The 22,051-nt window shown below is 70.4% G+C and carries 15 protein-coding genes; 10 read left to right on the forward strand and 5 right to left on the reverse strand.

Going from position 1 to position 22,051, the window contains the following annotated elements:
• Positions 1 to 8: 8 nt before the first annotated feature.
• Positions 9 to 1,061, forward strand: a complete 1,053-nt coding sequence (locus H613_RS0101240) for a nicotinate-nucleotide--dimethylbenzimidazole phosphoribosyltransferase (protein ID WP_026922357.1) — start codon at positions 9 to 11, stop codon at positions 1,059 to 1,061.
• Positions 1,062 to 1,166: 105 nt separating this feature from the next.
• Here the strand turns inward: H613_RS0101240 and H613_RS0101245 are convergent, their stop codons facing one another.
• Positions 1,167 to 3,599, reverse strand: coding sequence for a glycoside hydrolase family 2 protein (locus H613_RS0101245; RefSeq protein WP_026922358.1), 2,433 nt, complete (start codon positions 3,597 to 3,599; stop codon positions 1,167 to 1,169).
• A gap of 559 nt (positions 3,600 to 4,158) precedes the next feature.
• On the opposite strand from H613_RS0101245, the gene H613_RS0101250 reads away from it, so the two are divergent.
• The 8 genes from H613_RS0101250 (at position 4,159) to H613_RS0101285 (ending at position 13,882) form a co-directional block, all read left to right on the forward strand.
• Positions 4,159 to 5,886, forward strand: a complete 1,728-nt coding sequence (locus tag H613_RS0101250) for an ABC transporter substrate-binding protein (RefSeq protein ID WP_026922359.1) — start codon at positions 4,159 to 4,161, stop codon at positions 5,884 to 5,886.
• 61 nt (positions 5,887 to 5,947) lie between these two features.
• A complete protein-coding gene (locus tag H613_RS0101255) occupies positions 5,948 to 6,943 on the forward strand; it encodes an ABC transporter permease (RefSeq protein ID WP_026922360.1) in 996 nt (331 codons plus the stop codon).
• Positions 6,940 to 7,821: an ABC transporter permease gene (locus H613_RS0101260; protein WP_026922361.1), complete on the forward strand. Its 882-nt coding sequence runs from the start codon at positions 6,940 to 6,942 to the stop codon at positions 7,819 to 7,821. Before H613_RS0101255 ends, H613_RS0101260 begins: the two co-directional genes overlap by 4 nt.
• Positions 7,822 to 7,823: 2 nt before the next feature.
• Positions 7,824 to 8,777 (forward strand): ABC transporter ATP-binding protein, encoded by a 954-nt coding sequence (locus tag H613_RS0101265; protein WP_026922362.1) that lies wholly within the window; start codon positions 7,824 to 7,826, stop codon positions 8,775 to 8,777.
• A gap of 1 nt (position 8,778) precedes the next feature.
• Positions 8,779 to 9,666 carry an ABC transporter ATP-binding protein gene (locus H613_RS0101270; protein ID WP_026922363.1) on the forward strand — a complete coding sequence of 296 codons (888 nt, stop codon included), beginning with the start codon at positions 8,779 to 8,781 and terminating at the stop codon, positions 9,664 to 9,666.
• Positions 9,667 to 9,694: 28 nt separating this feature from the next.
• Complete coding sequence (locus H613_RS0101275; RefSeq protein ID WP_026922364.1) at positions 9,695 to 10,732, forward strand: LacI family DNA-binding transcriptional regulator; 1,038 nt, start codon at positions 9,695 to 9,697, stop codon at positions 10,730 to 10,732.
• Positions 10,733 to 10,905: 173 nt separating this feature from the next.
• Complete coding sequence (locus tag H613_RS0101280) at positions 10,906 to 12,324, forward strand: cellulase family glycosylhydrolase (RefSeq protein ID WP_211234655.1); 1,419 nt, start codon at positions 10,906 to 10,908, stop codon at positions 12,322 to 12,324.
• 145 nt (positions 12,325 to 12,469) lie between these two features.
• Positions 12,470 to 13,882, forward strand: coding sequence for a cellulase family glycosylhydrolase (locus H613_RS0101285; protein ID WP_051392792.1), 1,413 nt, complete (start codon positions 12,470 to 12,472; stop codon positions 13,880 to 13,882).
• Positions 13,883 to 13,941: 59 nt separating this feature from the next.
• On the opposite strand, the gene H613_RS0101290 is transcribed toward H613_RS0101285, so the two are convergent.
• Entirely contained in the window at positions 13,942 to 14,145 is a 204-nt protein-coding gene (locus tag H613_RS0101290; RefSeq protein WP_026922367.1) for a hypothetical protein, read from the reverse strand.
• Between the two features lie 280 nt (positions 14,146 to 14,425).
• Between H613_RS0101290 and H613_RS0101295 the strand changes: the two genes are divergently transcribed.
• Complete coding sequence (locus tag H613_RS0101295) at positions 14,426 to 15,640, forward strand: transglutaminase-like domain-containing protein (RefSeq protein WP_026922368.1); 1,215 nt, start codon at positions 14,426 to 14,428, stop codon at positions 15,638 to 15,640.
• A 465-nt stretch (positions 15,641 to 16,105) separates the two neighbouring features.
• On the opposite strand, the gene H613_RS0101300 is transcribed toward H613_RS0101295, so the two are convergent.
• The 3 genes from H613_RS0101300 to smc form a co-directional block, all read right to left on the reverse strand.
• The gene (locus H613_RS0101300) at positions 16,106 to 16,894 is read right to left on the reverse strand and encodes a phosphotransferase (RefSeq protein ID WP_026922369.1); all 789 of its coding nucleotides are present in this window, start codon (positions 16,892 to 16,894) and stop codon (positions 16,106 to 16,108) included.
• A 30-nt stretch (positions 16,895 to 16,924) separates the two neighbouring features.
• On the reverse strand, positions 16,925 to 18,067 hold the full coding sequence (gene ftsY, locus H613_RS0101305) for a signal recognition particle-docking protein FtsY (protein ID WP_245598428.1): 1,143 nt from the start codon (positions 18,065 to 18,067) through the stop codon (positions 16,925 to 16,927).
• A gap of 102 nt (positions 18,068 to 18,169) precedes the next feature.
• Positions 18,170 to 21,721 carry a chromosome segregation protein SMC gene (smc, locus tag H613_RS0101310; protein ID WP_026922371.1) on the reverse strand — a complete coding sequence of 1,184 codons (3,552 nt, stop codon included), beginning with the start codon at positions 21,719 to 21,721 and terminating at the stop codon, positions 18,170 to 18,172.
• Between the last annotated feature and the right edge of the window lie 330 nt (positions 21,722 to 22,051).

A 22,051-nucleotide genomic window follows, 5' to 3' on the forward strand; every position in this document is an offset into this window, starting at 1 on the left:
CTTGTCCCGTGACTGATACGACCGACGCCGGACCCCTCGACGATCTGAAGCCGAAGTTCCCCAACGGGGTGTGGACGACGCGCGCGAACGCGCGGCTCCAGGACGCGCTCATCGAAGGCACCGGGCTCGGGAACCTCCACGCCGCCGTCGGCTGGGCCGCGAGGATGCAGGCCACCGACGCGCCGGAGCCGTTCACGTCGCCGAGGATGCTGCTGTTCGCGGGCGAGTACCCGGAGGACTGGGACGCGGGCGACGCGTCGCCGCTGGCCGACCAGGTGCTGGCGGTGCAGCGCGGCGAGGGGCTGATCGGCGCCGAGGTGACGCGGGCCGGGATCCCGGTCGAGGTCATCGAGACGGGCGCGAGCGGCGGCGGCGAGGGCCCCCTGCTGGACGAGTCGGCGCTGGAGGAGGCGCTGGCGCTGGGCCGCGAGACGGCCGACCGGGCGGTCGACGGCGGTGCGGACCTCCTGCTCATCGCCGGGCTCGGGGCGGGGGCGGCGACGGCCGCGGTGGCGGTCTGCTCGTTCGTCGCCAAGGAGGACATCACGGCGTACATGCCGCAGCTGCACGCGCCGGGCGGCCTGGTCGACGACTCGTCGTGGATGCGGCGCGTCGCGGCGCTGCGCGACCACCTGGCGTTCAACCACGGTTTCAAGCGCAAGCCCGCCTCGCTCGTCTCGCGCCTGGGCGGCGCCGAGGTCGGGGCGATGGCCGGGGCGATCCTGACCGCGGCGACGCGGTCGACGCCGATGCTGCTGGACGGCCCGGCCGCCGTGGCGGCGATGACGCTCGCGCGCGACTACGGCCTGGCGTCGCCGAAGTGGTGCTACATGCCGAACCGCTCGCCGCACCCGGTGGTGGCGAAGCTGGCCAAGCAGGGCGGCCTGGCCGACGACGTCGGTCTGGGGCTCGGCTTGGGCGACGGCGCGGGCCTGGTGCTCGGCTGGGAGCTGCTCCAGCAGTCCCTGCGGTTGTCGGCGGCCCTGCCGCTGGCCGCCGAGGAGGCCGGGGACGCGCCGCAGAGCGATGCGGACAACGTCGTCGAGAACGAGTCCGAATAGCGCGGCCCCCGAGCGGGGCCGTCGACGGCGCTCGCAGCGAAGCATGCGAATAGAGGGCCCCGCCGCGCTCGGCGGGGCCCTCCCTTTCCCTCGGACTGCGACGTCCTAGTCGTTGACCGCCCGCAGGACCGGCTTCGAGGTCAGTGCCTCGGCCAGTTCCGGTGCGGTCCTGAGTTTCTCGCTGGTGACGGTGAAGGTCGCCGTCTCCCCCGGGATGAGCGTGAGGAGCGCCTTGTCCACGTGCGCGTCGGGGTCGAGCCGGTCGGCGAACAGGCACAGATCCCGCAGGACGGTCTCGGCGGTGACCGTGACCGCCACTCCCCCGTCGACCGGTTCGGTCTCGGCGGTCCAGCGGGCCTTCGGCCAGTCCATGTCCTTGTCCTCCTTGGTGAACCAGGTGGCGCGCGGGATGTCGTCGCGGCCGGTCACCAGGAATTCGCCGTCGGCGGGCAGGACGTCCTCGCCCAGTTCGACGTCGGCGGCGTCCCTCGGGTCGATGTCGAGCTTGAGCAGGGCGCGGCCGAGGATCTGCCCTTCGGCGCTGCACTTCCAGAAGCCGATCACGTCGTTCCACGGTTCGGCGGAGTCGTTGACGGCCACGAGCTTCACGCCCCGCTCGCCGTCGGGCTGGAAGGTGGCGATGCGGTCGGCGAAGACGTCGCGGAGGGCGTACCACATCGGCTTGGGCCGCTCCTCGCCGTCGACCGCGGCCCAGGAGGTCACCGGCCAGCAGTCGTTGAGCTGCCACATGACCGCGCCCATGCAGTAGGGCTGGAGCGAGCGGAAGTACTCGATGCCGAGCCGCATCGCCCTGGCCTGGTTGACCTGCGTGTAGTACAGCCAGTCGTCGAAGTCGGCGGCGGGCGGCAGGTGGGCGTCGAGGCCGCGCTGGAGCTTGGCCTGGCCGTCGACGGCCTTCTGGTGCCACAGCATGTTCGGCGTCTCGGCCTGGAGCGGGGAGTCGGTGACCATGCGCCGCACCGTCGCCCACGTGGGGGGCGCCTGGTAGCCGAACTCGGCCACGAAGCGGGGCTTCCAGTCGCGGTAGTGGGCGTAGTCGAGGTCGTTCCACACGTCCCAGATGTGGATCGAGCCGTTGCGCTGGTCGTTGGGGTGGAGCTCGGGGTCGCCGGAGTAGGGGCTGCCGGGCCAGTAGGGCCGCGTGCCGTCCACTTCGGCGACGAGTTTGGGGAGCAGGTCGAGGTAGTAGCCCTCGCCCCAGCTGCGGTCGTCGAGGCGGCGCTGCCAGTCCCAGTCGTGCCAGCCCCAGATGTTCTCGTTGTTGCCCGTCCACGTCACCAGGCTCGGGTGGGGCGCGAGGCGGGCGAGGTTGTCCCGCGCCTCGGCTTCCACTTCGGACCAGAACGGCTCCTCCTCGGGGTAGGCCGCGCAGGCGAACGCGAAGTCCTGGCCCACCATGAGGCCGAGCCGGTCGCACGCGTCGTAGAAGTCCTCGGACTCGTAGATGCCGCCGCCCCAGATGCGCACGTAGTTGACGCCCGCGTCGGCCGCCTGCCGCAGGCGGCGCTCGTAGCGGCCTGCGTCGATGCGGGAGAAGAAGACGTCGTCGGGGATCCAGTTGACGCCCTTGATCCAGATCGGCTCGCCGTTGACCTTCAGCGTGTAGGGGCGGCCCTCGTCGTCGGGGGCGTTGTCGATCTCGGCGGTGCGGAAGCCGATCCGGCGCTCCCAGGAGTCGAGTTCGGCGCCGAGGGCCCGCACGGCGACCGAGGCGGGGTAGAGCGGCTGCTCGCCGTGGCCGCGGGGCCACCACAGCTCCGGCCCGTCGACCTCGATCCTGACCTCGGCGGCGGTCTGGTCGGCGGCCAGGAGGACCTCGACCCGCTGCCCGGCGGCCTCGCAGACGAGCTCGACGTCGGTGGCGACGGCCTTGTGAAGCCGGACGGCGAGGTCGACGATGCCGCGCCCGTCCTCGACGCGGACCCGCGGGACGACCTCGTCGATGCGGGCGAGGTTCCACTGCTCCAGGCGCACCGGCCGCCAGATGCCGACGCCGGCGAGGTTCGGGCCCCAGTCCCAGCCGAAGTTGCAGGCGGCCTTGCGGATGAAGTTGCCCGGCTCGGGGTCGTAGGCGTTGGGCCGGGCCCCGAGCCGCTCGCGCTGCGCCTCGGCGTAGGCGTACGGCGAGGTGAAGGCCACTTCGAGCTCGTTGGCGCCCTCGCGCAGCAGGCTTTTCACGTCGAAGCGGTGGCGGCGGTGCATGTTGGCCGTCTCGCCGACGGCCTCGCCGTTGAGTCTGACCTGCGCCACCGTGTCGAGCCCGTCGAAGACCAGGTCGACGCCGTCCCAGGGCTCGGCCCGGTAGTCGAAGGACGTGCGGTAGGTCCAGTCGGTGCGCCCGATCCACGACAGCTCGCGTTCGGCGTCGTCGACGTACGGGTCGTCGATGAGGTCGCCCGCCAGGAGGTCGGTGTGGATGCATCCGGGTACGGACGCGACCAGATCGTCCACCGCGATCGGGCTTTCCCCGCCCGCGGTGACGGTCCAGCCTTCGTGGAGGGTTCGCTTGGCGCTCAATGAGGCTCCTTATATTTTCTTGATGATCGGGTAGGTCTCGCCGTTGAGGCCCGCGCCTTGGTGCCGGACAGGGCCATGCCCTTGATGCCGTGCCCTCGCCGCCTTCGCGGCGACCGGCGGCTCGGGCTTGCGGCGATGGCGGTGTTCAGGTGCGTCTGGCTCTCGGGTTCACTGTGCGTTCGCTCTCGTTCGCTGTCAGGGGTGATCCGGCACGAACTTAACCGGGTAAGTGACCAGAATCTATCGACCATATCCAGTCCCGTCAATGGGCCGGCACCGCCGTGACCATATTGCAACAAAACGCGCCGTTTTCCTTCACGTCACTGGGTGCTACCAGTATGTATACAGGTTTTCCAGCATCGGGTCGCGGGGGACCGCGGGACCGCTCCCGCCGACCGGGTCACACGGCGGCTTGACATTGAAATACACTCATGATTCAGTAAACCTCACTGACCCGGTTAAGATGCCCCCGTCACAAACTCCTGGACCCCTCCAGAACGCCGGTGCATCGTCAGATGCCGGGAACCGACCATCCCTCAATGTGAAAGTTGAGCAGATCATGACGAACAGGCGACACGTCATCGCCCTCATGGCGGGTACCGCCGTCGCGGCCACGGCCTCGGCATGCACCGACGACAGCCAAGGTGCGAGCGGCAATCCCGAAGACCTCTCCATGGGCGAGTTCCCCCGCAATCAGACCCTCTACACCACCGGTGCGGCCTGGGCGCCGCCCGGAGACTGGAACCCGATCACGCCCGGCGAGGTCACGGGCCTCCGAGGGCTCGGCTTCGAATCCCTCTTCCTGTTCGACCCGCAAGAGGCCGTCCTCACGCCGTGGCTCGCCGAGTCGGGCTCGTGGACCGAGGAGCTGGTCTACGAGCTCAAGCTCCGCAGCGGCGTCAAGTGGAGCGACGGCGAGCAGCTGACCGCCGACGACGTCAAGCACACGCTCGAGATCGGCCAGATCGAGTCGGTCCCGTACCACAACATCTGGGGCTGGGTCGAGTCGGTCGAGGCCGTCGACGACCTGACCGTCCGGGTCAACTTCACCGACGCGCGGCACCAGGAGTGGGACAACTTCCTGTACTCGAACGTGATCGTGCCCGAGCACGTCTGGTCGCAGTACTCCGAAGAGGACATCCTCACCGGCACCAACGAGGACCCCGTCGTCACCGGCCCCTACACCATCCACAGCTACGACCAGGACCGCGTCGCCTGGGTCAAGCGCGACGACTGGTGGGCCACCGAGCACCTCGACCTGGAGGCCAAGCCGACCTTCATCGTCGACATCGTCAACACCAGCAACGAGGTCACCCTCAACATGCTGATGCAGAGCGAGGTCGACCTGTCGAACAACTTCCTGCCCGGCATCACCGACCTCCTCGAAGGCCAGCCGGCGCTGAGCACCTACTTCGACGGCCCGCCCTACATGCTGCCGGGCAACACGGCCATGCTCATCCCCAACACCACGCTCAAGCCGCTCGACGACCCCGCCTTCCGCCGCGCGATGGCCTTCGCCATCAGCGCCGGCGAGGTCGTCGACACGGTGTACGGCGGCATGGTCGCCGCGTCCAACCCCACCGGTCTCCTCCCGCTGTGGGACCGCTACGTCGACCAGGACGTCGTGGCCGAGCACGGCTTCCAGTTCGAGCCCTCGAAGGCCGCGGACATGCTCGCCGCGGCGGGCTACGAGGACAACGACGGCGACGGCTTCGTCGAGGACAAGGACGGCAACGCGTTCGAGTTCAAGCTCAACGTCCCGGCGGGCTGGACCGACTGGGAGGAGGCCTCCCGGTCCATCGCCAGCGACCTGCGCGACGTCGGCATCAACGTCACCGAGGAGTTCATCGACGCCGCCGCCGTCGACGACGCCCGCACCTCCGGCAGCTTCCAGCTGATCCTCAACAACCAGAGCGGTGTGAGCCACTCGCCGTGGACCCACTACCGCTACATGTTCCAGCTGCCGATCAACGAGGAGCAGCACGACGCCAACTTCCAGCGCTGGGAGTCCCAGGAGGCGTGGGACCTGACCGAGGAGCTCGCCGGCACCGCGAGCGACGACCCGCGCTTCCAGGAGGTCCTCTCCGAGCTCCAGCGCATCTCCCTGGAGGAGCTGCCGGCCATCCCGATCTGGTACAACGGCATCTGGGCCCAGGCCAGCAACCAGGTCTGGACGAACTGGCCCTCCGAGGCCGAGGACACCCCGGACGCCTACCCGTGCACCTGGAACGGGATGTGGAACATGGGCGCGATCTACATGATCACCGAACTCAAACTCGCCGAATAGCAGCCCCCGGGGCCCCGCCGTCGCGTACGGCGGGGCCCCGGCCCGACCTCAAGGAGCCACGATGGGCCGCTACTTCAGGCGCAAACTCCTCATCTACGGCATCACCTTCTTCATCGCCGTCACCATCAACTTCGCCATCCCCCGGCTCATGCCAGGGGATCCCGTGGCGCGCATGCTCTCCCGCAACGCGGTGTCCAATCCGGAGAGCTCGGAGGCGCTGCGCTCCTACTTCGACAACCTGTTCGGCCTCGATGTGCCGATGTGGCAGCAGTACCTCAACTACTGGGGAGCGCTCTTCCAGGGCGACCTGGGCGTCAGCATCTTCGCGTTCCCCTCCTCGGTCTCCAGCGTCGTGCTCGACGCGCTGCCGTACACGCTCGCGCTGCTGCTGCCCTCGATCCTGCTCAGCTGGTTCGTCGGCAACGGCCTGGGCGCCATGGCCGCCCGCAACAAACTGCTCGACAACACCGTCCTGCCGATCGGCTACCTGTTCACGGCCGTGCCGTACATGTGGCTGGCGATCCTGCTCGCCTGGACCGGCGGCATCATCCTCGGATGGTTCCCCGTCGCCGGGGGCTACAGCTTCGCGCTCCTTCCCGCGCCGACGTGGACGTTCTTCGTCGACCTCGTCCAGCACTGGTTCCTGCCGTTCCTGTCGCTGTTCGTCGTCGCGCTCGGCGGTTGGGCGATCGGCATGCGGAACCTCGTGATCTACGAGCTCGAGTCCGATTACACGAACTACATGCAGGCGCTCGGCGCGCCGCAGCGGCTGGTGCGGCGCTACGCGTTCCGCAACGCGATGCTGCCCCAGATCAGCGGCCTGGCGCTCCAGCTCGGCGTCGTCGTCGGCGGCGCCCTGGTCACCGAGGCGGTCTTCGCCTACCCCGGGCTCGGGAGCCTCATGCTCAACGCCATCCAGAACCAGGACTTCTTCCTGCTCCAGGGCATCCTGCTGTTCATCGTGATCGGCGTGCTCCTGTTCAACTTCCTGGCCGACGTCGTCTACGTCCTGGTCGACCCGCGCACCCGCCTCGGACTCGAAGGAGGCCAGTCATGACCACCAGCGTCACTCCCGACGCCGACGTGATCGGCAAACGCAGCGAGCACCTGTACTTCGCGCTGCGCAACCCCAAGGTCGTCATCGGGCTCACGATCGTGATCGGGCTGCTGCTGCTCGGCGTCATCGGCCCGTTCTTCCTGAACAACGACCCCAACGAGTACATCGGGCCCAAGTCCGAAGGGCCCTCGGGCGACTTCTGGTTGGGCACGACCTACTTCGGGCAAGACGTGTTCTCGCAGTTCGTGCACGGCCTGCGCTCGTCCTACCTCGTGGGGGGCCTGGGCGCCGTCATCGCCTTCGCCATCGGGCTGAGCGTCGGCTTCACCGCGGGCTACCGCGGCGGCATCGTCGACGAGCTGCTCAACATGCTCACCAACGTCGTCCTCGTCCTCCCCGCACTGGCCGTCCTCATCGTCATCAGCTCCTACCTGGAGGTCCGCGGCGTGGTCAGCCAGGGGATCATCATCGGGCTGTTCTCGTGGCCGTGGGTCGCCAGAGCCGTGCGGGCCCAGTCGTTCACGCTGCGCAACCGCGACTACGTGGACCTGGCGAAGCTGACCGGCAAGCGCGCCCCGCAGATCATCATCAAGGAGATCATGCCGAACATGGCCTCCTACCTGCTGATGTCGGTGATCCTGCTGTTCGGCGGCGCGATCCTGTTCGCCGCCATGCTCGACTTCATCGGCCTGGGCCCGACCAACGCCGTCTCGCTGGGCACCATGATGCAGCAGTCCATGGCCTGGAGCGCGCTCCACCTCGGACTGTGGTGGTGGTTCGTCCCGCCCGGGGTGGCGATCACCGCGATCGTCGGCTCGCTGTACATCACCAACGTCGGCCTCGACGAGGTCTTCAACCCCAAGCTGAGGGAGATGTAGCCATGGCACTGCAAGTGGAGGACCTGCGCGTCCACTACCGCACCATGCGCGGCGACGTCCGCGCCCTCGACGGGGTCTCGTTCGGGCTCGAAGACGGCGAGATCATGGGTCTCGCCGGCGAGTCCGGCTGCGGGAAGACCACGCTGGGCAAGAGCCTGATCCGGCTCGACGGCCGCATGCGGCACGTCGGCGGCACCGCCGTGCTCGACGGCGAGGAGCTGCCGATCAACGACGACAAGGCGATGAACGCCCGCCGGTTCAACGACGTGTCGATCATCCCGCAGTACTCGATGAGCGCGATGAACCCGACCCGCAAGATCGGGAAGCTGACCGCCGACCTGCTGCGCGCCAAGGGCAAGTCCTACCGCGAGGTGAAGCCCGAGCTCGTGCGGCGCCTCGAACTGGTGGGGCTGTCGGAGAAGGTGCTCGACAACTACCCGATCGAGCTGTCCGGCGGCATGAAGCAGCGGATGGTCATGGTGCTGTCGACGCTGCTGGACCCGAGCCTGCTCATCGCCGACGAGGTGACCTCGGCGCTCGACGTGTCCAACCAGAAGGCCGTCGCCGAGACGCTCGTGCGGTTCCGCGACCTCGGCTTCGTCAAGAGCATGATCGTGGTGACCCACGACCTGTCCCTGGTCTACCAGATCGCCGACACGATCATGATCATGTACGCCGGGCAGGTCGTCGAGAAGGCCCCGGCCGACACGATCATCAAGTCGCCCAGCCATCCCTACACGCAGGCCCTCATCGGGGCCCTGCCCGAGGTGGGGCTCGAATACGGCGACAAGCGGCTCAAGAGCATCCCCGGCAAGCCGCCGCAGCTGCTCAACCCGCCCACCGGATGCCGGTTCCGCGCCCGGTGCCCGCTCGCGCACGACCGCTGCGCCGAGGAGCCCCCCGCGGTGCAGATCGCCGACGACCACGTGGCGTCGTGCTGGAAGGTGGAGAGCTGACATGCTCGAACTCGAGAACGTGTGGAAGTCCTACCGGGTCGGCTCGCTCGGCTCGAAGCGGCTGACCGCCGTGCGGGACGTCAGCTTCACCATCGCCCCCGGCGAGGTGCTCTCGGTCGTCGGCGAGTCCGGCAGCGGCAAGACCACGATCGGGAAGATGGTCCTGCAGCTGATCTCGGTCAGCAAGGGCACCATCCGATTGAACGGGCAGGACATCACCGCCGCGCGGCACGCCCAGCGCAAGGAGTACTACCGGCGCGTGCAGGGCGTGTTCCAGGACCCGTTCAGCAGCTACAACCCGATCTTCAAGGCCGACCGGGTGCTGGAGACCGTCCGGGAGTCGTTCTTCCCGGGCACGAGCCGCTCCGAGTGGGGCGACAAGGTCGAGCGGACGCTGCTGTCGGTGGGGCTCGACCCGACCGCGGTGCGGGGCAAGTACCCGCACCAGCTCAGCGGCGGGCAGCTCCAGCGGATGCTCATCGCCCGGGCGCTGCTGCTCGACATCGAGGTCCTGGTGGCCGACGAGATCATCAGCATGCTCGACGCCTCGACGAGGATCGACGTGCTCAACCTGCTGGGGGACCTCAAGGAACGCGGCCTGGGAGTGCTGTTCGTCACTCACGACCTGTCGCTGGCGAACTACATCAGCGAGCGGGTCATCATCATGCGGCACGGCGCCGTGGTCGAGATGGGTGCCACGGGCAAGGTGTTCGGCGACCCCCGGCACCCGTACTCGCGGAACCTGCTGGCCTCGGTGCCGCAGCTCCACCGCAAGTGGGCCGATGCGCCGGACGAGCTCGAAGAGCTCGAACCGGACGGGGACCGGGAACTCGCCCCGCCCGCGCTCACCCAGGTGGACGAGGACCACTGGGCGGCGGCCGGGTCCTGATCCGCACGCGGGGGCAGGAGGAGACGACATGAGCAGACGCACGACCATCGCCGACATCGCCCAGGCGGCCGGCGTGTCCAAGGGCGCGGTCTCGTACGCGCTCAACGGGCGTCCGGGCGTCTCGGCGGCGACCAGGGAGCGGATCCTGGCGATCGCCTCCGAGATGGGTTTCGTGCCGAACCGGGCGGCTCGCTCGCTGTCGGTCTCCTCCGCCCAAGCCGTCGGCATCGCACTGCGCCGCTCGGCCCGCACGCTCGGCATCGAGCCGTACTTCATGGAGCTCATCAGCGGCATCGAGGCGACGCTGTCGGCCGGTTCACTCGGCCTGACGCTGCAGATCGTCGGCTCGGTGGACGAGGAGCTCGAGGTGTACCGGCGGTGGTGGGCCGAGCGGCGGGTCGACGGGGTGCTCCTGTGCGACATCGGCGTGGACGACCGGCGTCTGGAGGCGGTGGCGCGGCTGGGGCTCCCGGCGGTGGCCGTGGGCGGCCCGATCGGGGGCGCGGCGCTGCCGTCGGTGTGGCACGACGACGCCGAGCCGTGCCGGGAGGTGCTGGAGTACCTGTTCGCGCTCGGGCACCGGCGGGTGGCGCGCGTGGCGGGGCTGCCGCGGCTGCTGCACACCACCATCAGGGACGCCGCCTTCACCGAGGTGGCGGGCGGGCTCGACTTCGAGTCGTTCGAGACGGTCCACAGCGATTACTCCGGCGAGCAGGGGGCGCGCATCACGCGGCGGCTGCTGACGCACTCGGTGCGGCCGACGGCGCTGATCTACGACAACGACGTCATGGCGATCTCGGGGCTCGGCGTGTCGCACGAGCTGGGGCTGGCGGTGCCCGACCAGCTGTCCATCGTGGCCTGGGACGACTCGCCGCTGTGCCGCTTCACGCATCCGTCGCTGACGGCGTTCAGCCGCGACATACCGGCGTACGGCTCGAAGTCGGTGGAGCTGCTGCTGTCGATCATCGGCGGGGAGCCCTCGGGGCTGGAGGAACCGGCGTTCTCGGTGCGGTGCGCCCCGGCGCAGCTCTCGCCGCGAGGATCCACGGGGCCGCTGGCGGTCTGAGGACGCGGCACCGCCCATCACTGAACGACTTTCTCGGTTCAGCAACAGTGCGCACTGACGTCGATACCGTTGCGCGCAAGACCTTCGCACTTCGATATTGACCTCTATAGATATTTGTGTTTCTCTATATTGAGGTCAGGATTAACCGATTCATCTTAGATCGAAGGATTTACATGAATAACATCAATTCCCGGGCCGGAACGGCCCCTCGCGGCAGGCCGCTGCGCAAGTGGCTGCTCGCCGCCGTCACCGCACTCACCGTCGCCCTCGCCGGCGCCTGGGCGCTGCTGCCGGCCGGCGCCCAGACCGGGGGCGGGTTCTCCATCAACGGCACGCAGCTGATCGACGCGAACGGCAACCCGTTCGTCATGCGCGGATCCTCGCACGCCCAAGTCTGGTACCAGGGCGAGTTCGACAGCTACAGCGAGCTGAGCGACCTGGGCGCCAACACCGTCCGCGTCGTGCTCGGCTCCGGCCAGCGCTGGGGACCGAGCCCGGCGTCCACGGTCGCGGACATCATCGACGAGTGCAAGGCGAACCAGCTCATCTGCGTCCTGGAGGTCCACGACACCACCGGTTACGGCGAGGACGGCGCGGCCGCCACGCTCGACCAGGCCGTGGACTACTGGAAGAGCATCCAGAGCGTCCTGGAGGGCCAGGAGGCCTACGTGCTCATCAACATCGGCAACGAGCCGATCGGCAACACCGACGCCGCCCAGTGGACCGACGCCACCAAGAGCGCCATCCAGGAGATGCGCGCGGCGGGCTTCGACCACACGCTCGTCGTCGACGCCCCCAACTGGGGGCAGGACTGGGAGCACATCATGCGGGACAACGCTCCCGAGGTGGCCGCCGCCGACAGCCAGGGCAACACCCTCTTCTCGGTCCACATGTACCAGGTCTTCGGCACCAGCCAGACCGTGATCGACTACTTCGACGCCTTCGAGGCGATGGACCTGCCGCTCATCGTCGGCGAGTACGGCGACGAGCACCAGGGCCAGCCGGTCGCGTGGCAGACCGTCCAGAGCGAGGCGCAGGCGCGCGGCATCGGCTGGCTCGCCTGGTCCTACTCGGGCAACGGCAGCGGCGCCGAGAACCTCGACCAGGTGCTGGGTTTCGACCCGAACCGGATGACCACCTGGGGCGACCGCGTCTTCAACAGCCAGTACGGGATCGCCAACACCGCCGAGCGCGCGTCGGTCTTCGGCGGCACCCCGCCGGACGACGACACCACCCCGCCCGATGACGACACGACGCCTCCGGACGACGACGAGACCACGCCGCCGCCCGCCGGCGACGGCGACTGCACCGCCGCCATCGACGTGGTCAACGACTGGGGCTCGGGCTGGCAGGGCAACGTCTCCGTCACCGCGGGCGAGAGCCTCGGCGGCTGGACGCTGACGTGGACCTGGCCGGGCGGCCAGACCGTCCAGAGCCAGTGGAACGCCGACCTGAGCCAGTCGGGTAGCTCGGTGACCGCCTCCGACGTCGGCTGGAACGGCTCGATCGCCTCCGGCCAGACCAAGGAGGTCTTCGGCTTCATCGCCAGCGGCCCCGCGGCCGCGCCCGAGGTGACCTGCAGCGCCGCTTAACCCCAACGGAATACGCGCGGGCGGCGGGTCTGACCTGCCGCCCCTTTTTCTTTACCCGCCTAAGTTTTCCTTGCCATCAAAAGACATTTATGGTTTTCTATGTTGAGGTTGGGATTCACTGATCCGCTTCTTCCGAAGGATGACCATGAGCAATATCGACCCCACGGCGGGAGCGCTTCCGCGCGGACGGGCGCTGCGCAAGTGGCTGCTCGCCGCGGCGACCGCGCTCGCCGTCGCCCTCGCCGGCATCTGGGCGCTGCTGCCGGCCAGCGCTCAGACCGAGGGCGGGTTCTCCATCAACGGCACGCAACTGATCGACGCGAACGGCAACCCGTTCATCATGCGCGGCTCGACGCACCCCGACGTGTGGTTCCAGAGCGAGCTCGACAGCATCGGCGAGCTCAGCGACTTCGGCGTGAACACCGTCCGCGTCGTCCTCGGCTCCGGCGAGCGCGCCTGGGGCGTCTCCACGCCCGACCGCGTCGCCCAGATCGTCGCCGAATGCAAGGCGCAGCGCGTCATCTGCGTCCTGGAGAACCACGACACCACCGGCTACGGCGAGCAGGCCGGCGCGGCCAGTCTCGACCAGTCCGTCGACTTCTGGGAGGGCCTGTACGACGTCCTCGCCGGTGAGGAGGAGTACGTCCTCATCAACATCGGCAACGAGCCGATCGGCAACACCGACGCCGCCCAGTGGACCGACGCGACCATCGCCGCCGTCCAGCGGATGCGCGGCATCGGCTTCGAGCACACCCTGGTCGTCGACGCCCCCAACTGGGGCCAGGACTGGCAGTACGTGATGCGCGACAACGCCCCCGCGGTGGCCGCGGCCGACGAGGACGGCAACACGCTGTTCTCGATCCACATGTACGGCGTCTTCACCGACCCGCAGACGGTCATCGACTACTTCGACGCCTTCGAGGCGATGGGCCTGCCGCTCATCGTCGGCGAGTACGGCGACGCCTTCGGCGACCAGCCGGTCCCGTGGGACACCATCCAGGCCGAGGCCCAGGCCCGCGGCATCGGCTGGATCGCCTGGTCCTATTCGGGCAACTCCGACAACAGGCTCGACCAGGTGCTCGACTTCGACCCGGCACAGAAGACCACCTGGGGCGAGCACGTCTTCGACAGCCAGTACGGCGTCGCCAACACCGCCGAGCGCGCCTCGGTCTTCGGCGACGATCCGGGCGACGACGACACCACGCCTCCGGACGACGAGACCACTCCCCCTGACGACGAGACCACGCCGCCGCCCACCGGCGACGGCGACTGCACCGCCGCGATCGCGATCGTCAACGACTGGGGCTCGGGCTGGCAGGCGTCGGTGACCGTCACCGCCGAGGCCGACCTGTCCGGTTGGACGCTGGACTGGACCTGGCCGGGGGGCCAGTCCGTCCAGAGCCACTGGAACGCCGACCTGACCACCTCGGGCAGCTCGGTGACCGCCTCCGACGTCGGCTGGAACGGCTCGATCGCCTCCGGCCAGACCAAGGAGGTCTTCGGCTTCATCGGCACCGGCACCGCGGCCACGCCTGACGTGACCTGCAACGCCGCATAACGACCGCACGAGCAGAGGGCGGCGGGCACGATGCCCGCCGCCCTCTTCGATGCGCTGGGTCAGCCGTTCTTGGTCGGCAGCTGGAACTTGCCCACGCCGCCTTTCGGCATCTGCGAGCGGACCTTGGACTTCTTGGAGCCGATGGGCTGCTTGCCGCCCTTCGCGCCCTTTTTGCCGCGGGCGGCGGCCCGGCGCTCTTCGCGGTTGAGCGGCTGGTCGGCCTCTTCTTGCGGCTCAGCGGATTCTGGCGATTCGGTGGTCATGTGGATCCCTTCGCGGGTCGAATTGGAAACGACGCGAGCACCAGACGGATTCGGCGAGCCGTGATGTCGCCCGGAGTGGCCCAGCGTCGAGAAGATTTGGAACACTCAGTCGTGCGCGGCAACCTGGAGGGCGCGCACGGCGCGGCCGATCGGAATACGGCCGAATCTCATCTAAAGGATCATGCCCAACACTCTAGCGCCCCGGCCCACCGCCGACAAGCGGGATTGCGGCGGCGCAGCTCGCGGGACGTCGTTCCGGCGACTGGCTACCCTTCTCAGCATGAGCACGCCCCGCCCCGCCGCTCTCGCGCGCGTCCGGACCGCCGCCCAGGACGCCATGCGCGGAGGGCGCTGGTGGACGCTCCTCGACCTGGAGCGGACGCTGCGGGCCGACACCGAGTTCTGGCGCGACCTGTGGGCCCCGAGCCTGGCGATCGCCGCCCACAAGGTGGGCCTGCCGACCGCGCGCGAGCGGCTCGACGAGGCCATCGACGCCGGTTTCCACCAGGTCGACCTGTTCGAGCCGGAGCTCTCGGCCGCGTTCGGCCGCGACGGGGACTGGGACGGCGTGCTGGAGCGGGCCCGCGCCAACGTCCCGGGGCCGCCGCTGCGCATCACCGCCTGGCCCGAGCCGCGAGCGGCCGCGCCGCTGCGGCTCGAAGCGATCGCCGCGCACCGCGAGGCCCAGCTGCGGGGCCGCCTGCCGGGCCCGGCCGCGAGCGCCTGGGAGACCGCGCGGACGCTCCTGGCCTGGACGAACGGGCTGTGGCGGCACGCGAACGCGCGGATCAACGCCGGGGATTCGCTCGACATCCTCGAACAGGTGGCGCTCGGGGCGCGCTACAGCTGCGTCGAGTATTCGATCGTGCTGGCGCAGAGCCTCAACGCGCTGCGCATCCCGGCCAGGAAGGCGGATCTGCGGCGCGGGGACTACCACGACGGCGTCGGGAAGGGCCACGCCGTGGCGGAGGCGTGGATCGACGACCTCGACTCGTGGGTGGTGCTCGACGGGCAGCACGGCAGCTACTGGGTCGACGAGGACGCGCGGCCGCTCGCTCTGCCCGAACTCCAGGCCCGCGAGCGGCCCGCCCGGCCGGTGAGCGTCGGCCCGCGGGACGGCATCGAGGACGTGGCGCTGTGGGCGGCCTACTTCCGGCACGCCTCGGTGACCGGCGCGGCCTGGGACCCCGAGGGATTCGTGCCGGTCTTCCAGCACCGGTCCGTCGTGGAGACCGAGCGGCTGCTGCGCGACGCGGCCGACGCCTATCCGCGCCTGTCGGACATCGCGGTGGCGGTGACCTCGCTGGACGGCTCGCCCGCGGTGCGGGTGGTGCCGACCCATCCGTACGCCGTGGGCGGGGCCATGGAGGGGCGGGCGAGCGCCGAGGGCGCCTGGGCGCTCGGCACGGCGCCCGGGGAGCACCGCGCCGACCTGGCGGCCGTGACGCCGTACGGCGAGCTGTCCTCACGGGAGCTGCGGTGGACCGCGGGGTGAGCAGGGGCCTCACCAAGATCTAGATATTGATGTGACCCGATGTATTGACAGGCAAGCGCTCCCAAGGTATGTTCATATTCAAATCCCTCAAAATCCTTCGAGAATCAACACTCGGACTACCGGGGCCCCTGCTTTTTCGCAATTCCTTGGGAGCGCTCCAGTGGATTTGCGGCGCAATGCGCCGCGGAGGGACGCAAGTGTGCGGTGAGGGCAACCGTCGGCTCCCGGCTCGTCGGCGGCCCCTCGCCGCATAATTCGAAGGGCGGGCGGACGGCGTTCGGTCAGCACCGCTCCCCCGAAACGCCGCGACGAGCGGAGACGGCGAAGCCGCGCCGCCGCTCACGGCCGCGAAGACGATCGGCCCTCCGGAAAAGCGGTGGTGACGGGCCGACGACCGGGCCGCATAACGCCCGTTCGGAGGTCTTGCACCGACCGGAGCAGCGGCACCCGACCAGGCGTCTTCTGTCAGCGGAGCGCCTCGTCGAGGATGTACCGCTCGGCGTCGAGCAGGCGCAGGTCCCTCGCGGGGCGGCGGAGGTGGCCCTTCTGTACGATCCGCTCGAACGTCGGGTCGCCCGCCTGCGCCATGCGGCGGATCCCCTCGATGTGGTCGACGATGCGCTTGCGGATCACCTTGATGAACCTGGCCCGGTCCCGGTCGGTCAGCCCGTACGCGTCGGCGAACAGCCGCAGCCGCCTGGCCCGGTCCGGCTTCTTCCAGCCCAGCGTCATCGAGTCCCGGTCGGTGAAGACCGGCACCCACGTCCACGCCGCGTACGCCACGTCGTAGATCCGCGCCCCCGGGCTCGCCAGGTCGAAGTCGATGAGCGACAGCGTCCCGTCGGGCCGCCAGACCACGTTGTGGGGCGCCGCGTCGTGGTGGCAGATGATCTCGGTGTCCGGCGGCGGCGGCCCGAACGAGCGCCACGTCGCGCCCGGCGCCGGCCGGAACCCGTACTGGGCGTCGTGGAACATCCGCAGCATCTTCGCCACCGCGGTCAGCGTCTCGTCGGTCGTCCAGTGCGGCGCCAGCGGGTACTTCCCCGGCTCGCCCTCGACGAACGACAGCACCTCGCGGTCGTGCTCGTCGATCCCGAGCGGCCTGGGCGCGCCGGTGAACCCCGCCTGCTCGAGATGCCGCAGCAGGGCGTGGACCGATGGCGTCCACGGGCCGGTGTTCCGCCGGACCGTGTCGCCCAACCGGACCACGGTGCTCGTGTTACCGCCAATAAGCGGAATCTCGTCTTGGCTCACCGGTCCCCGCAGTGCCCGCCGTGTGCTGAATCAGCCCTCGGTGCCGTCGACGATGGCGCCGACGAACTCTCCTACTTCGAACGGGGCCAGATCATCCGGACCCTCCCCGAGTCCGACCAGCTTAACCGGTACCCCCAACTGCCGCTGAACCGCGATGACGATCCCGCCTTTGGCGGTCCCGTCGAGCTTGGTGAGCACCACGCCGGTGATCTGGCAGACCTCACCGAACACCTTGGCCTGCTGGAGTCCGTTCTGGCCGGTGGTCGCGTCCAGGACCAGCAGCGTCTCGGCCACCGGGCCCTGCTTCTCGACGACGCGCTTGACCTTGCCGAGCTCGTCCATCAGGCCGGTCTTGTTCTGGAGGCGCCCGGCGGTGTCGATCAGGACCACGTCGGCGCCCTCGTCGGCGCCCGCCTTGACGGCGTCGAAGGCCACCGAGGCGGGATCGGCGCCCTCGCCGCGGCGGATCACCTTGGCGCCGACGCGGCTCCCCCACGTCTCGAGCTGCTCGGCGGCGGCGGCGCGGAAGGTGTCGGCGGCGCCGAGGAGGACCGTGTGGCCGTCGGCGATGAGGACCCGGGCGATCTTGCCGCAGGTGGTGGTCTTGCCCGAGCCGTTGACGCCGACGACCATGACCGTGGCCGGGCCCTCGCCGGAGGGAGAGGCGGTGGCCAGGGAGCGGTCGAGGCCGGGTTCGAGCGCGGCGGTGAGCTCCTCGGTCAGGAGCGCTCGCAGCTCGGCGGGGCTGCGGGTGCCGAGGACCTTGACGCGCTCGCGGAGGCGCTCGACGATCTGGGTGGTGTCGGTGACGCCGACGTCGGCGGCGAGGAGCGTGTCCTCGACCTCCTCCCAGACGTCGTCGTCGAGCTTGTCGCTGGACAGCAACGCGAGCAGGCCCTTGCCGAGGGCGTTGTTGGAGCGCGAGAGCCGCGAGCGGAGCCTGACGAGGCGCCCGGCCGTGGGCGCGGGGGTCTCGACCGCGGGAGCGGCGGGCTCGGCTTCCCCTTCCGGTTCCGCCTCGGGTTCAGCCTCGACCTCCGGTTTCGCCGTCGGCTCTGCCGTCGGCCGTGTCTCGACGGCCTTCGACCCGGATCGGCGCGCGAGCAGCACCCCGCCGACGACGGCCGCCACGAGGGCGATCGCCGCCACGAGCCAGATCCACAGGTTGTCCACGGTTGTCACCCTCCAGGAAGTCGCAGTGCCTCACCACTGTACTGGCGGCCGTCGGCCGGGGGCCGTGAGCTTCCGCCGCTGTGCACTCCCGCAGTGCGGCGCTCAGACCTCTTCCTTCACGAACTTCTGGCTGATCACCTGCGTCACGCCCGATCGCATCGTCACGCCGTACAGGGCGTCGGCGATCTCCATCGTGCGCTTCTGGTGCGTGATCACCAGCAGCTGCGAATGGTCCTGGAGCTGGCGCAGCAGGTCCAGCAGGCGCCCGAGGTTGACGTCGTCGAGCGCGGCCTCGACCTCGTCCATGAGGTAGAACGGGCTGGGCCGGGCGCGGAAGATCGCGCACAGCAGCGCCAGCGCCGTCAGCGACCGCTCCCCGCCCGACAGCAGCGAGAGCCGCTTGACCTTCTTGCCCGGCGGCCTGGCCTCGACTTCGACGCCGGTGTGCAGCAGGTCCTCCGGGTCCGTCAAAATCAGCCGCCCCTCCCCGCCGGGGAAGACCGTCTGGAAGACGTGCTCGAACTCGCGGGCGGTGTCCTCGTACGCCTCGGCGAAGACCGTCTGGATGCGCTCGTCGACCTCCTTGACCACGTGGTGCAGGTCGGCGCGGGTCTTCTTGACGTCTTCAAGCTGCTCGCCCAGGAACCGGTAGCGCTCTTCGAGCGCGGCGAACTCCTCCAGCGCGAGCGGGTTGACCTTGCCGAGCAGTTTGAGCTCCCGCTCGCCCCTGGCGGCGCGCTTCTCCATCGTCGCCCGGTCGAACGGGTGCGGCTCGGGCTCGGGCCGTCCCTTCTCCTCCGCCGTGGCGATCTCGTCGGCGGTGGGCGGGACCGGCTGCTCGGGCCCGTACTCGGCCAGGAGCGTCTCGATGTCGATGCCGAAGTCGGTGGCGGCCTTCTCTTCGAGCTGCTCGATGCGCAGGCGCTGCTCGGCGCGGGCGACCTCGTCGCGGTGGGCCGCGGAGGTGATCCGCTCGAGTTCGGCGGCCGTGGTGTTCGCGCGTTCGCGCAGCTCGGCGAGCTGCGCCTCGCGGCGGGACTGCTCGGCGGCGATCCGGTCGCGTTCGATGGCGGCCTCTTCGAGGGAGTCGGTGAGATGGACGCCCGTGGCCTCGGCGGCCTCGGCGACGAGTGCGGCGACGGCGGCGCCTCTGGCGCGCGCGGCACGGCGGGCCTGCGCGCGAGCCCGGGCGGCGCGCTCGGACTGGGCCTGGCGGGCCAGGGCGTCGGCGCGACCGGCGAGCGCGGAGGCGCGCTCCTCGGCGGTGCGGACGGCCAGGCGGGTCTCCATCTCGTTCTGGCGGGCGGCCTCGAGTTCGCGGGCGAGGGCGTCGCGCTCATCGGTGGAGGGCTCCTCGATCTCCGGTTCGGCCTCAAGGTCTTCGAGCTGCGCCTCGAGGTCGGCCAGGCCCGCGGTGTCGGACTCGCGGGCGGTCTGGGCGCGGTCCTTGGCCTGGGCGAGGCGGGCGACCTCGGCTTCGGCGCTGCGGGCGGCCGCGCCGAGTTCGGCGAGGCGGCGACCGGCGGCGTTGTGGGCGGCCTCGGCCTGGCGCCTGGCCGCGCGGACCTCCTCGGCGGCCGCTTCGGCCTCGCCGAGGGCGTCGCGGGCCTCGTCGAGCTGCTCGCGCAGCTGCGCGGCGAGGGACTCGGCGGCGATCTTGCGGTCGCGGGCCTCGTCGACGGCGGCCTGGATCTCGATGTAGGACTGGGCCCCCGCGGAGCCGCCGTGGGCGGTGGCGGCGCCGAGGACGTCGCCCTCGCGGGTGACGGCGGTGAGCTCGGGGTGGGCGGCGACGACGGCGCGGGCCTCGTCGAGGTCGTCGGCGACGACCATGCCCGCCAGGACGGCGCGGACGGCCCCGGCGAGCCCGGCGGGGGCCGAGACGGTGTCGGCGACGGCCTTGAACTGCGGCGGCACCGCGGCATGGGCGGCCGGAGCACTGTGCTCAATCAAGAAGGAAGCCTGCCCGCCGTCCTCGTCGCGCAGGATCTGGAGGGCCGCGGCCGCGCCGTCGGCTCCGGTGACGGCGATGGCGTCGGCCAGGCGGCCGAGCGCGGCGGCGAGGACGGCCTCGTAGCCGGGCTCGACGGTGAGCAGGGCGGCCACGGAGCCGAGCAGGCCGGGGACGGCCTCGCCGCGGGCGAGGAGTGCGGCGGCGCCGTCCTTGCGGCGCAGGCCGACGGCGAGGGCCTCCTCGCGGGCGGTCCACTGGGAGGCCTCGCGGTCGGCCTCGCGCTCGGCGCCCGCGAGCCGGTCGACCTCGGCCTTGGCGGCGGCCACGCGGGCCTTGACGGCGGCGTCGTGCTCGTCGAACTCGGTGGTGGCCAGGGCGGCCTCGTCCTCGGCCTCCGCTTCGGCCACGGCCTCGGCGGCGGCCTCGGCGCGCTCCCTGGACTCCGCGAGCGCGACGGCGGCGCGTTCGAGCTCCTCGGCGGCGGCCGCGGTGCGCGAGCGCAGGGAGTCGACGCGGCCGCGCAGCTTCGCGAGGGCCTCGCGGCGCTCGGCGGCGGCCTTGACGGCGCCCACGATGCGCTGCTCGGCCCCGGACAGGGCCGCCTCGGTCTCCTCGCGGGTCAGGGCGGCGGCGGCGAGGCGCTCGGAGTCCTCGGCGATGCCCTCGCGCAGGTCGACCTCCTGCTCGCGGATGCGCTGCGCCTCGGTCTCCAGGACGTCGGGGTCGCGTCCGGGGCGGTCGTCGCCGGTGTTCTCGGAGAGGTAGCGGCGGCGCTCGGCGGCGACCTGGGCGGTCGAGCGCAGGCGCTCGGCGACGGCCTGGAGGCGGTACCAGGTCTCCTGGAGGCGGGCCAGGCGCGGCTTGTCGGCGGCGTGGGCGGTCTCGATCTCGCCGATCCCGGCGGCGAGGCGCTCGTGCTCCTCGGCGAGGACGGCCTTGCGCTCGCGCAGGGCCGCTTCGTCGGCGAGGTCCTTGGCGATGTCGGTGCGCAGGCCGTGGAGGTCGTCGGCGAGGAGGCGCAGGCGGGCCTCGCGCAGGTCGGCCTGGATGGTCTGGGCGCGGCGGGCGAGCTCGGCCTGGCGGCCGAGGGGCTTGAGCTGGCGGCGCAGCTCGGCGGTGAGGTCGGAGAGCCGGTCGAGGTTGCCCTGCATGCCTTCGAGCTTGCGCAGGGCCTTCTCTTTGCGTTTGCGGTGCTTGAGGACGCCCGCGGCCTCCTCGATGAAGGAGCGGCGGTCCTCGGGGCGGGCGTGGAGGTAGGAGTCGAGCTTGCCCTGGCCGACCAGGACGTGCATCTCGCGGCCTATCCCTGCGTCGGAGAGGAGGTCCTGGACGTCGAGGAGGCGGCAGCGGTCGCCGTTGATCTCGTACTCGCCCTCGCCGGAGCGGAACATGCGGCGGGTGATGGAGACCTCGGTGTAGTCGATGGGGATGGCGCCGTCGGAGTTGTCGATGGTCAGGGTGACCTCGGCGCGGCCGAGCGCGGGACGGCCGGTGGTGCCGGCGAAGATGACGTCCTCCATCTTGCCGCCGCGCAGGGACTTGGCGCCCTGCTCGCCGAGGACCCAGGCGATGGCGTCGACGACGTTGGACTTGCCGGAGCCGTTGGGGCCGACGACGCAGGTGATGCCGGGCTCGAAGCGCAGGGTCGTGGCCGAGGCGAAGGACTTGAATCCCTTCAGCGTGAGGCTCTTGAGGTACAACGGTCAACTCCGTGGCGCGGCTCTGCGTGGCTGGGTCGGTCCAAGACTACAAGGAGGCCCCGACGGGAGCGGGTACATCGGCTCGCGGCGCTCGCCTGCCAAGACGGTCGGCGTGCCGGTCGAGAAGGACGTTCGCAGAGGTGGACGGCGGGGGGCGAAGGAGCGGGGACGGCCGCGACGGACTGATCTCGTTCGGGGTCAAGCGCTTTCGAGGCGCGGGACCGCACGGGAGGCGGTGGAGGCGCGGCCGGGGGTCGGGGGTCCGAGGACCGCTCCGAAACGGCGGAGGCCGCCTGTCGTCGAGACGAGGGAGGACGTCGGCGGTGGGAA

Origin of the sequence: Glycomyces arizonensis DSM 44726 (assembly GCF_000482705.1) — a bacterium.
Lineage (GTDB): Bacteria > Actinomycetota > Actinomycetes > Mycobacteriales > Micromonosporaceae > Glycomyces > Glycomyces arizonensis.